This window comes from Nocardia sp. NPDC057227, assembly GCF_042669725.1.
GTDB lineage: Bacteria > Actinomycetota > Actinomycetes > Mycobacteriales > Mycobacteriaceae > Nocardia > Nocardia asteroides_A.
Map to the genome: position 1 here is coordinate 125,823 of NZ_JBHUXA010000009.1, position 13,615 is coordinate 139,437.

The following is a 13,615-nucleotide window of genomic DNA, read 5'->3' on the forward strand; positions in this document are numbered from 1 at the left end:
GGCTCAGCCCTGCTGGGCCATCCATTCGTTCACCCGGCGCTCGGCCTCGGCGGGGGAGACGTCCTCGACCCGGGTCATGGTCACCCAGCGGTGCCCGAACGGGTCGATGAAGACGCCGAAGCGGTCGCCGGTGACGAAGGTGGCCGGCTGCTCCAGCACCGTCGCGCCGTGCGCGGCGGCCCGCTCCACCACGCCGTCCACGTCCGGGCAGTAATGCACGATCGAGGTGTGCACCCAGCCCTGCTCGGGCGCGCGCAGGCCGTTCTCCGGCATGGGCAGCCCGACCTGGAAGGTCGAATCGCCGACCTTGACCTCGGCGTGCGCGGGCTGGCCGTCCGGCAGGTCGTTGCGGCTGACGACCTCGGCGCCGAGGACCGTCGTGTAGAAATCCAGCGCGGCGTTGCCGTCCGGCACCGCGAGGAAACAGGTGAGCGAGTGGTAGCCGGCCGGGATGGGATTCACGGTGTTCGTCATGGGAACCACCCTGCCCCGCCCGTGCGCGCCGATCTTGGAAGAAAGCGACACGGTGGCTGACGAGCGCGCCGCGCCCATTCGCGGCGGGGTCAGCGCCGGGGAGAGCCTGAAGGGCATCCTGCACCCCGGTGAGCAGGCCAGGCACCGCTCGCTGAGCCGGCTGCCGGTCGGCCCGGCACTGCGCCGCTACGTGGCCTGGTACTGGGCGGTGCACTGGGACCTGCGCGAGCCGTACCGGGCCGAGGTGCTCTCGTACCCCTGCGTGAACGTCACCTTCGAGGCGGGCGAGCAGGACCGCGGCGGCTTCGTCAACGGCGTCTGCACCACCCGCTTCGAGCGCGAGCTCACCGGCCGCGGCCACACCTTCGGGCTGCGCTTCCACCCCGGTGGCTTCGGCGCCTTCACCGGGCTCGACGTCGGCGCGCTGCGCGACCGGCGGCTGCCGCTCGGCGAGGTGCTGCCCGGCGCCGACCGGCTGACCGGCCCGGTGCTGGCCGCGGCCGACGACGAGGCGCGCGCCGCACTGGTCGAGGAGTACTTCACCGGCCGGGTCGCCGCCGCCGACCCGCAGTACGACCTGGTACTCACCGTCGTCGCCGCCATGGAGCGGGAGCGCGAGCTCACCCGGGTCGACCAGGTCACCGAGCGGTTCGACATTCCGGTGCGCACCCTGCAGCGGCTGTTCCGCCGCTATGTCGGCGGCGGGCCGAAGTGGGTGCTGCGCCGCTACCGGCTGCAGGACGGCGCGCACCTGCTCGCCTGCGGCCGCACCGCCGACCTGGCCGCGCTCGCGCTCGAGCTCGGCTATTTCGACCAGGCGCATTTCTGCCGGGAATTCACCGCCGAAATCGGGATGCCGCCGCTGGAATACGCGCGCAATTCCGCCCGCAGCCCGATCCCCGGACACGATTCGGCCGATTCTTCGGGTCGATAGGGGATATCCGGCGGCCGCGGCGGGACAATTGTCCCGGTCGGATTCCGATGTCTCGAAGGAGCGGGTCATGGATGTCGTTGTGCTGATCGGGCGGATCTTGTTCGCGCTGCTGTTCCTCGGCTCGGCCGCGGGTCACCTGACCCAGGCGGACGGGATGGCCGGGTACGCGGCGAGCCGGGGGATACCGGCGCCGAAGCTCGCCGTGCTCGGCTCGGGGGTGCTCATCCTGGTGGGTGCGCTGAGCGTGCTGCTCGGCGTCTGGGCCGACCTCGGATCGCTGCTGCTCGTGCTGTTCCTGCTGCCGACCGCGGTGCTCATGCACCCGTTCTGGAAGGAGACCGACGCGGAGACCAAGCAGCTGGAGCTGATCGGCTTCAACAAGGACGTCGCCCTCGGCGGCGCCGCGCTGGCGCTCTTCGCCTTCTTCGCGCACACGCCCGAGCTCGGGCTGACGATCACCGGGCCGCTCTTCCACCTGAACTGAGCACGGCGCGGTACGCATTTCCGGCCGGAAACCGGCGGGGTATCGGTGCTGTGACGAATGTCTTACCGCGGCAAGGCGCTTCGATTCGCCTGTGACACTTCACAGATCGGCCCCCGCCCGTACCGCGTCGGCGCAGGTTGTCGCGGGCCGGTCAGCGAACTCGCGGTGCGGCGGATCACCGGAATGTGACGGGGACGCGGATGTGATGTGTTGCGATTTCTTAAATTCTGCGGGGTTTTGCCGCTATGGTCGGTCGCAGTCACCGCCCGGTGCGTGTCTCAGCCAGGCACCGGACCGGCACCCGCCCTGAGTCGTTGGAGGAGAGATGACCGCCTACCGGACCATTGTCGTCGGTACCGATGGATCGGACTCGTCGTACGTGGCCGTGGAGAAGGCCGCGGCGCTGGCAGGCGTTTCCGACGCCGCCCTGATCGTGGCCTGCGCGTTCTACCCGACGGACGATCGTGATGTCGCCGCCGCGGCGGACGTGCTCAAGGACGAGGCCTACCAGGTGCGCGGCTCCGCGCCGACCAACGAGATCCTGCGCGTCGCGCGGGACAAGGCCACGGCCGCGGGCGCCAAGAACATCATCGAGCGGCCCGTCGTCGGCGAGCCGGTCGACTCGCTGCTGAACCTGGTGCGCGAGGTCGACGCCGATCTGCTCGTCGTCGGCAACCGGGGGCTGAACACCCTGGCCGGGCGGTTGCTCGGCTCGGTGCCGTCGGATGTCGCGCGCAAGTCCCGCTCGGATGTGCTGATCGTGCACACCGTGCGCTGACGCGCTGTTCCGCACCGCGGCCCCGCCCGATTCGAATCGGGCGGGGCCGTGCTGCGTCCGGGCGCGGACCGGCCGGCGCGGCGGCTCGGGCACGCGCGGGAGTGCGGCAGGCGAGGGCGCGAGCCTCAGGTTGCGAGCGTGCCGAGTTCGGCCGGGAGGTCGGTGCTGTGCAGCACGGTGAGCCGCTGGGTGGCGCGGGTGAGCGCGACGTACAGGTCGTTCCGCCCGCGCGGTGACTCGTCGAGGATCGCGGCCGGCTCGACCAGGATCACCGCGTCGAACTCCAGCCCCTTCACCTCGGCGACGGTGAGCACCCGCACCGACTCGCTCGGCGGCTCGGGCAGCGCGGCCGCCAGCGCGTGCGGCACGATCACCGCCGTGGTCCCCGGCCCGTTCTCCGCCGCCACCGCCTTGCCGACCGCGTCGGCCAGCTCGCCGGACGCGACCCGCACCGCCTTCGGCGCCACCCCGGTGGCCCGGATCGAACGCGGCACCTCGGCCGCCGGATCGATCGCCGCGAGCACCCCCGCCGCCACCGCCATGATCTCGGCGGGCGTCCGGTAGTTGACGGTCAGCTCGGCCAGCTTCCAGCGCCGCGCCACGTACGGCTCCAGGATCTCCTGCCAGGACGAGGCGCCCGCCGGGTCGCCGGTCTGCGCCACGTCGCCGACCGCGGTGATCCAGCGGTTCGGGATCCGCCGCATGACCATGCGCCAGGCCATGGCCGAGAGCTCCTGCGCCTCGTCCACGATGACGTGGCCGTAGGTCCAGGTGCGGTCGCCCGCGGCGCGCTCGGCGGTGGTCTGGCTGGTGCGCACGTTCTGCCGCTCGGCCAGCTGCCCGGCGTCGATCAGGTCGTAGGCCATGAGGATCTCCGGATCGAGCTCGTCCTCCAGATCCTGCGGCGCCGAGCCGGTGAGGATGTCCAGCGCGTCCTGCGCCTCCTCCAGCCTGGCCCGGTAGCGCCGCCGCGAGCGCTCCCGCTCCTCGGCGTCGTCCACGCCGAGCAGCTCGGCCAGCTCGTCGAGCAGCGGGGCGTCGGCGGCGCTGAACTCGCCGGTGGCCCGCCGGTGCAGCTCGGCCCGGTCGGCCGCGGGCATGGTCCGCGCCACCCGGGCCAGCCGCTCCGGCTGGGCCAGCAGGTCGGCGAGCACCTCCTGCGGCGAGAGGATCGGCCAGAGCCGGGTGATGGCGGCCTGCACCTCGGGGTCGGAGCGCATCTCGTCCCTGATGTCGTTCAGCTCGGCGGGGGCGAGCAGGCTCTCCGCGCCGACCAGGTTGGCGCCCATGGTGGCGGCGAGCTGTTCGGTGAGCGCGTCGATCACCGAGGCGGCGAAGATCGGCCGCGCCAGGTTGTGCGGGCGCCGGGAGGAGCGGGCGCGGCCGCGCGCCTTCGTCGCGATGCCGCGGTCCAGCGTCACCGGGTAGCCGTCGAAGCGCAGCCGGATCGGCTGTGCAGGCACCTCCTGCCGGTCCCGCACGGCCTGCTTGAGCACGTCGAGGACGGCGAGCGAGCCCTTGAGCTCGCCGGCGCGCAGACTGTCCTCCCTGGTGGCCTTCACCCCGGGGTAGAGGTCGCCGATGGTGGAGAGCAGCACGCCGGTCTCGCCGAGCGAGGGGAGCACCTGCCCGATGTAGTCCAAGAAGGTCGCGTTCGGGCCGATGATCAGCACGCCGCTCTTGGCCAGCTGCTGCCGGTAGGTGTAGAGCAGGTAGGCGGCGCGGTGCAGCGCCACCGCGGTCTTGCCGGTGCCCGGCCCGCCCTGCACCACGAGCACGCTCTTGTGCTCGGAGCGGATGATCGCGTCCTGCTCGGTCTGGATGGTCTCGACGATGTCGTTCATGTGCCCGGTGCGGGCGGCGTTCAGCGCGGCGAGCAGCGCGCTCTCGCCGCCGACCCCCTCGTCCGGCTGCGCGGCGCCCGCCGCCTCCAGCGCCTCGACCGCGAGGTACTCGTCGTTCAGCGCGGTCACCCGGCGGTTGCGCGAGCGGATGTGCCTGCGCCGCCGCACCCCCTCCGGCATGGCGGTGGTGGCCAGGTAGAACGGCCGGGCCAGGGGAGCGCGCCAGTCCAGCAGCAGCGGGTCGTAGTCGTGCTCCTCGTCCAGGATGCCGAGCCTGCCGACGTAGCGCCTGGCGTCCTCGGACTGCTCCGGGTCGAGGTCGATCCGGCCGAAGCAGAGCCCGTGCTCGGCGGCGTCGTACTTGGCCAGGTCCTCGCTGTAGAGCTGGGTGAACGATTCCCGCTCGCTGCGCGCCTGCGGGGTGCCGCCCGCCTCCAGCAGGACGGTGCGCAGCCGGGTACGCGCGTACTCGCGCATGGCGTCCAGGCGCTCGTACAGCGCGGTCAGGTACTCCTGCTCGGTTACCAGGTCGTCGTCGCGGCCTTCGGGCACACTGAACTCCTTCTCGGCCGGGTGGGAGTCCGCTGCGCGCGGCGCGCGCAGCCGGAGAACGGAACGATCGAGTCTACTCCGGCCGGTGCCGGTCAGGAGGCGTGCGTGCTGGTCGGGTGGCCACGGTCACCGCCGGACTTGGCCTGGTACATCGCCACGTCGGCGTCGTGCAGCACCGCCTCCGGGGTGCGGTCGTCGCCGGGCAGCAGATCGGTGGCGCCGACCGAGGCGTCCACCTCGATCCGGTGCCCGCGCGCGATGATCGGCTCCGCCATGGCGGTGCGCAGCCGATGCGCCAGCGCCTCCCGGTCGGCGGCGCGGGTGCGCCCGGCGACCAGGACCAGGAACTCGTCGCCGCCGAGCCTGCCGACCACGTCGTCGGCGCGCAGCGCCCGCTGCAGCCGCTGCGCCACGATCTGCAGCACGGTGTCGCCGATGGCGTGCCCGAGCGTGTCGTTGATCGCCTTGAAGCCGTCCAGGTCGATGAAGAGCACCAGCGAGACCGGCTGCTCGTCACCGGCGGCCAGCGCCTCGGCCAGCCGGGCCAGCACCAGCGACCGGTTGGCCAGCCCGGTCAGCGAGTCGTGCGTCGCCTGGTACTCCAGCTGCCTGCGGCTGGCGCGGACCTCGGTGATGTCGGAGAACGAGGAGACCGCGGAGGAGTCCGGGTCGTCCGGGTTCAGCAGCCTGCTGCTGCCGGAGAGCCAGCGGCGCTGCCCGTCGTGCCGGTCCACCCCGAAGACGTAGCCGGTGATGGTCTCGCCGGTGGCCAGCGTGCGCGCCACCTGGTGCCTGGCCGGGGCCAGCGGGCGTGCGGCGGCGTCGAGCAGGGTGAGCGGCAGCTCCTCGATCCGGCAGCCGATCGGGTCGAGCCCGGTGAGCACGCCGAAGATGCGCCGCGCGGCCGGGTTGATGGACTCGATCCGGCCGTCCCGGTCGATGCAGACCACGCCCTCCTCCAGCTGCGTCACCACCGTGGTGAAGTGCTGCTCGGCGCGGCGCTGCGCGGCCTCCGCGGTGCGCTGCGCGGTGAGATCGTGCAGCACCACCTGGTAGGCGAGGCGGCCGTGCCAGGGGGTGAGCACGGCGACGGTCCGCACGTCGACGGTGCCGCCGTCCACCCGGAGCAGCGTCATCGCGGCGGGCGGCGAGGCCGAGCCCTCCTCGGTGAGCGCGGCGATCCGGTTCAGCATGGCGGGCACGAAGCGGGGGTGCACGAAGTCGGTGAGCGGCCTGCCGACCACCTCGGCGGCCGACGCGGCGCCGACCAGCCGGACGGCGGCGGGGTTCACGTAGACGACGGTGCCGCGCTCGTGCACGCAGACGCCGTCCGGGATGTGCTCGACCAGCGAGCGGTAGCGCTGGGCGACCAGCTCGGCGCCGGCGACGCGCGCGTCACCGGCCGGTGTGCCGGCAGCATCGACGGTGCCGTCCTCACCCACGTCGCTCCCCGATCGCTCGTCCCGCGCCATACCCGGAACGGCAGCCACCCGCACCCTGGCCACGGGGGTAACCGGTTCGCCCGCCGGGGAGCCGGCGGAGGAGCACAGATATTGCCCGGTGCCGCAGAAGCCGTCCAGAGCAGTACTCGATCATATGTCGATCGCGCGCACCGTTCCCGTTACCGCACAGTACGCACCGGCTCGATCAGAGCGGCACCGACCAGCGCAGCCTGGTGCCGGGGAAGGTGCGCGGATCGGCGTCCGGCCCCGCGGTCACCACCGCGAGCGAACCGCCCGCCGACTCGGCGCGCTGCTCCAGATTGCGCAGCCCGGAGCGGGCGACGTGGTGCGGCATGCCCCAGCCGTTGTCGGTGACCACCACGGTGAGCGCGCTGCCCGCGGCCACCTCGACCAGCACGGTGTCGGCGCCGGAGTGCCGCACGGCATTGCTGACCGCTTCGCGCACCACCGCCTCGGTGTGGTCGGCCAGCTCCGGCGCGAGCCCGTCCACCGGGCCGCTGATCCGCAGGTCGGCGTGGAGCGCGGTCTCCGCGGTCTGCTGGCGCACCGCGTCGGCCAGCCGCTGCGGCAGCCCGACCCCGCCGTGCAGGTCGAAGATCGAGGTCCGGATCTCCTGCACCACCTCGTGCAGGTCGTCGATGGTGGCGCCGAGCCGCTCCCGCACCTCGGGCCCGCGCACCTGCGGCAGCGTGCTCTGCAGCGAGAGGCCGATGGCGAAGAGCCGCTGGATGACGTGGTCGTGCAGGTCGCGGGCGATCCGGTCGCGGTCGGCGACCAGGTCCAGTTCGCGCACCCGCTGCTGGGCGTCGGCGAGCTGCATGGCCAGCGCGGCCTGGTCGGCGAAGGCGGCGGTCAGCTCGACCAGCTCGTCGTCGAACGGCGCGAACCCGGCGGGGCGGATGGTGACGAGGACGCCGAGCGTGCTGTCCGGGGTGCAGAGCGGAAGCACCAGCACCGGCCCCGCGTTGCGCAGCGGCACCCCGAGGTCGGCGTCGCCGAGCTCGTCCCAGCGCAGCGGGGTGCGCCGGGTGAAGGCCTCGCCGAGCGCGGTGCCCGCCACCCGCACCGGCTGCCAGTCGGCGCCCGCGTCCGGCCCGACCCACTGCGTCACCACCAGCTCCCGCACCGGGGTGCCGCCCGCGACCCGCATCGGGGCGCTGGCCAGGAAGGCCTGGTGCGAGCCGCTCAGCGTGCGGGCGTGGTCGACCACGTGCGCCAGCACCCGGTCCGAGTCGGTGCCCGCGAGGAACTCGGTGGCGATGTCGCGGGTGGCCTCGATCCAGGCCTGCCTGGTCCGCGCCGACTCGTAGAGCCTGGCGTTGTCCACCGCGGTGCCAGCGGCCGCGGCCAGCGCCTGCACCAGCACGTCGTCGTCCTCGGTGAAGGGCTGGCCGCCCGCCTTCTCGGTGAGGTAGAGGCTGCCGAATACCTCCTCCCTGATCCGCACCGCGACCCCGAGGAAGGTGCGCATGGGCGGATGGCCGGGCGGGAAGCCGACCGAGTCCGGGTGCGCGGTGAGGTCGTCCAGCCGCACCGGGCGGGTGTGCCCGAAGACCGTGCCGAGCACCCCGTGCCCGGCGGGCTGGGCCGCGATCTTCGCCCTGGTGGCGTCGTCGATGCCCTCGTCCAGGAACTGCACCACCTGCTCGTCGTGGCCGCGCACCGCGAGCGCGCCATAGCGCGCGTCGACCAGCTGGGTGGCGGCGCGCACGATGGCCCGGAGCGTGTCGTCCAGGTCCAGCCCCCTGGTGACCGTGAGCATCGCCTCGACCAGGCCGTCCATCCGGTCCCTGGAGTCGATGATGAGCTCGACCCGCTCCTTCACCTCGCCGAGCAGCTCGCGCAACCGCAGCTGGGAGAGGGTGTCGCGCACCGAGTAGGGATCGCTGCCGTTCTCGTCGGTCATCCGCGCATTCCCCTGCTGCCGGGCGTCGGCGCCCGAACTCGAAAACCCCTGGCGCGCGGCACCGGCCGCGCGGGTCCAGTTTAGAACGCCGGGGTGGTGCGCAGGCCGCGCGCGGGGCCGTGTCGCACGCCCGGGCCGGTGACAGAGGACTTTCGACCCTGGTCCGGTGCGGTGGGCGGCTGTTCCATGGTCAGCGGGAACGAATCGGAAGTGGGGTGTGGCAGATGGATTCGTCGAAACGAGTGGGCCGGTCGTCCGCGCCGCGGTCGGTGGCGATGCGCCGCCGTCCGGTGGCGGCGGGCCGGATCCGCAGCACGCCCGCGCCGGAGCGGGCCGTACAGCAGTGGACGACCGCGGGTGATCCGGTGCTCGCGGTGACCACATCGGGTGCGGTGGAGCCCGCCGAGGTGACCAGGGCGGTGCGCGCCATCGGGCGGGTGCTGCGCAGGCACCGGCTGGACGCCACCACCAGGGTCAGGGTGACGGCGCCCGCCCGGCCGGGCGAGCCGACGCTGGTGCAGGCCAACCTGTGCCTGCGCGACCTGCCGACCCGGGTGCAGGTCACCGGCCCGCGCGGCTTCGCGGTGACCTTCGCCGCCGAGCGGCTGGACCGCAGGTTGGCCCGTGCCGCCTCCGGGGAGGCGCGGGCCTGGCCCGACCCGGCCCGGCCGCCGCTCACCGCGGTCACCGCGGTGCGGCCGATCGTGCGCGGCAAGCAGTGCCTGCTGCTGGACGGCACCGTCGCCGAGGCGGCCGCCGTCCTGGACGCCATGGATTACGAGGCGTATCTCTTCGTGGACGCCGAGACCGGGGAGGACGCGGTCGTGCACTGGGTGGACGGGGTCGGGGCCGGGCTCATCCGGCAGCGCTCCACGCGGCCCGCGCCGTCCCCGATGACCGGGCCGCTGCAGGTCGGGGCGCTCACGGTGCGCACGAGCACCGAGCCGGCGCCGGTGCTGGCCAAGGCCGCCGCCGCGCATCGGCTCTGCCGCGCCGGCCTGCCGTTCCTGTTCTTCACCGACACCGCCACCGGCCGCGGCGCCCTGCTCTACCGCCGCTACGACGGTGACCTGACGCTGGTCACGCCCGCCACCGCGGGCTGATCGCGCCGGGTTCGATGGCCGGTCCGCTGGCCGGGTGGCGTCGCCGCGCCGCCCGGCCACGCGGGACGTGGCTCAGGCGCCGGAGTCCAGCTTGCTGGCGAGCACCGCCGCCTGGGTGCGGCGCTCCATGCCGAGCTTGGCGAGCAGCCGGGAGACGTAGTTCTTCACCGTCTTCTCGGCGAGGAACATGCGCGCGGCGATCTGCCGGTTCGTGAGCCCCTCGCCGAGCAGCGCGAGCAACCGCCGCTCCTGCTCGGTGAGGCGCTCCAGGGTGGCGGCCCCGCTGGCGTGCCGCAGCCGCGCCTCCAGCGTCGCCGCCGAGCGCCCGCCGAGCAGCGAGCGCCCGGCGCCGACCTGCTTGATCGCCTCGGCCAGCTCCATCCCCTTGATGTTCTTCACCACATACCCGCCCGCCCCGGCCAGCACCGCGTCCAGCATGGCGTGCTCGTCGCTGAACGAGGTGAGGATGAGGCAGCGCAGCCCGTCGTGCTCGGCGAGCAGGTCGCGGCAGAGCTCGATGCCGTTGCCGTCCGGCAGCCGCACATCCAGCACCGCGACGTCGGGGCGCACCGCGCGCACCCCGGCCAGCGCGGCCGCGACGGTACCGGCCTGACCGACGACGGTCAGCTCCGGATCGCTCTGCAACAGATCCACCAGCCCCCGCCGGACGATCTCGTGGTCGTCGACCAGGAACACCCCGAGCATCCCGCCCTCCGCTCCGCCCGCCGCCGACGCGGCGCCGCGTCCGTATGCTGGACGACGAATACGTGCGGCGCCTGCACCCCGGCGGCCGCGGTCGTCGTGTTCTGCGACCCCACCTTAGCCCCCGCCCCGACCTCGCGGCCGCTACTTGTCGGTGGTCGCCTCTAGCATCGCCGCCGGGGACAGCTGTGCACGTCGGAACACGATCGAGAAGGGACTTCTGGTGGCGGAACGCCTCACCGTTCGCGGAGCTCGGGAGCACAACCTGAAGGGGGTCGACCTCGATCTGCCCAGGGACAGCTTGATCGTGTTCACCGGGCTCTCCGGCTCCGGCAAGTCCAGCCTCGCCTTCGACACCATCTTCGCCGAGGGTCAGCGGCGCTACGTGGAGTCGCTGTCGGCGTACGCGCGGCAGTTCCTCGGCCAGATGGACAAGCCGGACGTGGACTTCATCGAGGGGCTCTCACCCGCGGTGTCGATCGATCAGAAGTCGACGAACCGCAACCCCCGCTCGACCGTCGGCACCATCACCGAGGTCTACGACTACCTGCGGCTGCTCTACGCGCGGGCGGGCACCCCGCACTGCCCGGTCTGCCACGAGCTGATCGCCAAGCAGTCCCCGCAGCAGATCGTGGACCAGGTGCTCGCCATGGACGAGGGGCTGCGCTTCCAGGTGCTGGCCCCGGTGGTGCGCACCCGCAAGGGCGAGTTCGTCGACCTCTTCGACCAGCTGAACAGCCAGGGCTACTCGCGCGTCCGGGTGGACGGCGTCGTGTATCCGCTCACCGACCCGCCGAAGCTGAAGAAGCAGGAGAAGCACGACGTCGAGGTGGTGATCGACCGGCTCGCCGTCAAGGGCAACGCCAAGCAGCGGCTCACCGATTCGATCGAGACCGCGCTGCGGCTCGCCGACGGCATCGTCGTGCTCGACTTCGTGGACCGCGACGAGCACGCGCACGACCGCGAGCGCCGCTTCTCCGAGCGGCTGGCCTGCCCGAACGGCCACCCGCTCGACATCGAGGACCTGGAGCCGCGCTCCTTCTCCTTCAACTCGCCGTACGGCGCCTGCCCGGACTGCACCGGCCTCGGCATCCGCAAGGAGGTCGACCCGGAGCTGGTGGTCCCCGACCCGGAGCTGAGCCTGTCGGCGGGCGCCATCGCGCCGTGGTCGCGCGGGCAGTCGGCGGAGTACTTCACCCGGCTGCTGTCCGGCCTCGCGGAGGCCAACGGCTTCTCCATCGACACACCGTGGAAGAACCTGCCCGCGAAGGCGCGCAAGGCCGTGCTCGAGGGCAGCACCGACCAGGTGCACGTCTCCTACACCAACCGCTACGGCCGCAAGCGCTCCTACTACGCCGACTTCGAGGGCGTCATGCCCTTCCTGCAGCGGCGCATGGAGAACACCGAGTCCGAGCAGATGAAGGAGCACTACGAGGGGTACATGCGGGACGTCCCGTGCCCGGTCTGCCGCGGCAGCAGGCTGCGCCCGGAGATCCTCGCGGTGACCATCGCCTCCGGATCGGAGCGGCGCTCGATCGCCGAGGTCAGCGACCTGTCGATCGGCGACTGCGCGGCCTTCCTGAACGGGCTCACGCTCGGCGAGCGGCAGGCAGCCATCGCCGGGCAGATCGTCAAGGAGGTGCAGGCCAGGCTCGGATTCCTGCTCGACGTCGGGCTGGAGTACCTGTCGCTCTCGCGCGCCGCGGCCACGCTCTCCGGTGGCGAGGCGCAGCGCATCCGGCTCGCCACCCAGATCGGCTCCGGCCTGGTCGGCGTGCTGTACGTGCTGGACGAGCCGTCGATCGGGCTGCACCAGCGGGACAACCGCAAGCTGATCGAGACGCTCACCCGGCTGCGCGACCTCGGCAACACCCTGATCGTGGTCGAGCACGACGAGGACACCATCCGGGCCTCGGACTGGGTGGTCGACATCGGCCCGATGGCGGGCGAGCACGGCGGCCGGGTGGTGCACAGCGGCACGTACAAGGAGCTGCTGACCAACGAGACCTCCCTGACCGGCGCCTACCTCGCCGGCCGGGAGAGCATCGCGCTGCCGCTGGTACGCAGGCCGATCGACCGCAAGCGCAGGCTCACCGTGGTCGGCGCGACCGAGCACAACCTGCGCGGGATCGACGTGCACTTCCCGCTCGGCGTGCTCACCGCCGTCACCGGCGTCTCCGGCTCCGGCAAGTCCACCCTGGTGAACGACATCCTGGCCACCGTGCTGCAGAACAAGCTGAACGGCGCGCGCCAGGTGCCGGGCAGGCACACCAGGATCACCGGGCTGGACCACCTGGACAAGCTGGTGCAGGTCGACCAGTCGCCGATCGGCCGCACCCCGCGCTCCAACCCGGCCACCTACACCGGCGTCTTCGACAAGATCCGCACGCTCTTCGCGGCCACCACCGAGGCGAAGGTGCGCGGCTACCAGCCGGGGCGGTTCTCCTTCAACGTCAAGGGCGGGCGCTGCGAGGCCTGCTCCGGCGACGGCACGCTCAAGATCGAGATGAACTTCCTGCCCGACGTCTACGTCCCGTGCGAGGTGTGCCACGGCGCCCGGTACAACCGGGAGACGCTGGAGGTGCACTACAAGGGCAAGACCATCGCCGAGGTGCTGGACATGCCGATCGAGGTCGCGGCCGAGTTCTTCGAGCCGGTCACCTCGATCCACCGGTACCTGAAGACGCTGGTCGACGTCGGGCTCGGGTACGTCCGGCTGGGGCAGAGCGCGCCGACGCTCTCCGGCGGCGAGGCGCAGCGCGTCAAGCTCGCCGCCGAGCTGCAGAAGCGCTCGAACGGGCGCACCGCCTACATCCTCGACGAGCCGACCACCGGGCTGCACTTCGAGGACATCCGCAAGCTGCTCATCGTGATCAACGGGCTGGTGGACAAGGGAAACACGGTCATCGTGATCGAGCACAACCTGGATGTGGTCAAGACCGCCGACTGGATCATCGACATGGGGCCGGAGGGTGGCTCCGGGGGTGGCTCGGTCGTCGCCGAGGGCACGCCGGAGGAGGTGGCCGGGGTCGAGGGCAGTTACACCGGCGGGTTCCTGCGGGAGGCGCTGGCCGCCGCCGAGCGGCGCGGTGCCGCCGCGGCGCCCGCGCGCAAGCCGCGGGCGCGCAAGGCGCCAGCCAAGAAGGCGGCGGCGGAAGCCGAGCCGGCGCAGCGGGCGGCGGCCACCGCCAAGCGGCTCTCCCGCAAGGCGTCCGCCCTGCGCTGAACGAGCCGGAAAAGCGGGCCGTCCGAACTCGGGCGGCCCGCTTTTCGTGCCGTTGTCGGCGCTATTCGGTCGAACGTCCAGATTCCGGCCCGATCTGAAACGTCCGTATGTAAGATCGGCGGCGCCGCGTCCGGAACGTGTCCCGGACA

Annotated in this window: 10 protein-coding genes; 5 read left to right on the forward strand and 5 right to left on the reverse strand. The window is 72.5% G+C overall.

Features of this window, described 5'->3' with window-relative positions; translation table 11 throughout:
- Positions 1 to 3: 3 nt before the first annotated feature.
- Positions 4 to 474, reverse strand: a complete 471-nt coding sequence (locus ACFUJ1_RS15270; protein ID WP_378645901.1) for a VOC family protein — start codon at positions 472 to 474, stop codon at positions 4 to 6.
- A gap of 52 nt (positions 475 to 526) precedes the next feature.
- On the opposite strand from ACFUJ1_RS15270, the gene ACFUJ1_RS15275 reads away from it, so the two are divergent.
- The 3 genes from ACFUJ1_RS15275 (at position 527) to ACFUJ1_RS15285 (ending at position 2,670) form a co-directional block, all read left to right on the forward strand.
- Positions 527 to 1,408: a DUF6597 domain-containing transcriptional factor gene (locus ACFUJ1_RS15275; RefSeq protein WP_378645902.1), complete on the forward strand. Its 882-nt coding sequence runs from the start codon at positions 527 to 529 to the stop codon at positions 1,406 to 1,408.
- 67 nt (positions 1,409 to 1,475) lie between these two features.
- Positions 1,476 to 1,892, forward strand: a complete 417-nt coding sequence (locus ACFUJ1_RS15280) for a DoxX family protein (RefSeq protein WP_378645903.1) — start codon at positions 1,476 to 1,478, stop codon at positions 1,890 to 1,892.
- Between the two features lie 325 nt (positions 1,893 to 2,217).
- Positions 2,218 to 2,670 carry a universal stress protein gene (locus ACFUJ1_RS15285; RefSeq protein WP_378645904.1) on the forward strand — a complete coding sequence of 151 codons (453 nt, stop codon included), beginning with the start codon at positions 2,218 to 2,220 and terminating at the stop codon, positions 2,668 to 2,670.
- 125 nt (positions 2,671 to 2,795) lie between these two features.
- Here the strand turns inward: ACFUJ1_RS15285 and ACFUJ1_RS15290 are convergent, their stop codons facing one another.
- The 3 genes from ACFUJ1_RS15290 to ACFUJ1_RS15300 all read right to left on the reverse strand — a co-directional run bounded on the left by ACFUJ1_RS15290 (position 2,796) and on the right by ACFUJ1_RS15300 (position 8,435).
- Positions 2,796 to 5,066: a HelD family protein gene (locus tag ACFUJ1_RS15290; RefSeq protein ID WP_378645906.1), complete on the reverse strand. Its 2,271-nt coding sequence runs from the start codon at positions 5,064 to 5,066 to the stop codon at positions 2,796 to 2,798.
- A 92-nt stretch (positions 5,067 to 5,158) separates the two neighbouring features.
- A complete protein-coding gene (locus tag ACFUJ1_RS15295) occupies positions 5,159 to 6,508 on the reverse strand; it encodes a diguanylate cyclase domain-containing protein (protein WP_378645907.1) in 1,350 nt (449 codons plus the stop codon).
- A gap of 205 nt (positions 6,509 to 6,713) precedes the next feature.
- Entirely contained in the window at positions 6,714 to 8,435 is a 1,722-nt protein-coding gene (locus tag ACFUJ1_RS15300; RefSeq protein WP_378645909.1) for a GAF domain-containing sensor histidine kinase, read from the reverse strand.
- A gap of 275 nt (positions 8,436 to 8,710) precedes the next feature.
- On the opposite strand from ACFUJ1_RS15300, the gene ACFUJ1_RS15305 reads away from it, so the two are divergent.
- Positions 8,711 to 9,538, forward strand: a complete 828-nt coding sequence (locus ACFUJ1_RS15305) for a sigma 54 modulation/S30EA ribosomal C-terminal domain-containing protein (RefSeq protein WP_378645911.1) — start codon at positions 8,711 to 8,713, stop codon at positions 9,536 to 9,538.
- A 72-nt stretch (positions 9,539 to 9,610) separates the two neighbouring features.
- Here ACFUJ1_RS15305 and ACFUJ1_RS15310 read toward each other — a convergent pair whose 3' ends face one another.
- Positions 9,611 to 10,243 (reverse strand): response regulator, encoded by a 633-nt coding sequence (locus tag ACFUJ1_RS15310; protein ID WP_378645913.1) that lies wholly within the window; start codon positions 10,241 to 10,243, stop codon positions 9,611 to 9,613.
- Positions 10,244 to 10,463: 220 nt separating this feature from the next.
- Between ACFUJ1_RS15310 and uvrA the strand changes: the two genes are divergently transcribed.
- Positions 10,464 to 13,466, forward strand: coding sequence for an excinuclease ABC subunit UvrA (gene uvrA, locus ACFUJ1_RS15315; RefSeq protein ID WP_378645915.1), 3,003 nt, complete (start codon positions 10,464 to 10,466; stop codon positions 13,464 to 13,466).
- Positions 13,467 to 13,615: the final 149 nt, after the last annotated feature.

Coding starts and splice junctions, on each gene's coding strand:
- ACFUJ1_RS15280 (WP_378645903.1), top strand. CDS start 1,476: ATGGATGTCGTTGTGCTGATCGGGCGGATCTTGTTCGCGCTGCTGTTC.
- ACFUJ1_RS15285 (WP_378645904.1), top strand. CDS start 2,218: ATGACCGCCTACCGGACCATTGTCGTCGGTACCGATGGATCGGACTCG.
- ACFUJ1_RS15310 (WP_378645913.1), bottom strand. CDS start 10,243: ATGCTCGGGGTGTTCCTGGTCGACGACCACGAGATCGTCCGGCGGGGG.
- ACFUJ1_RS15300 (WP_378645909.1), bottom strand. CDS start 8,435: ATGACCGACGAGAACGGCAGCGATCCCTACTCGGTGCGCGACACCCTC.
- ACFUJ1_RS15305 (WP_378645911.1), top strand. CDS start 8,711: ATGCGCCGCCGTCCGGTGGCGGCGGGCCGGATCCGCAGCACGCCCGCG.
- ACFUJ1_RS15270 (WP_378645901.1), bottom strand. CDS start 474: ATGACGAACACCGTGAATCCCATCCCGGCCGGCTACCACTCGCTCACC.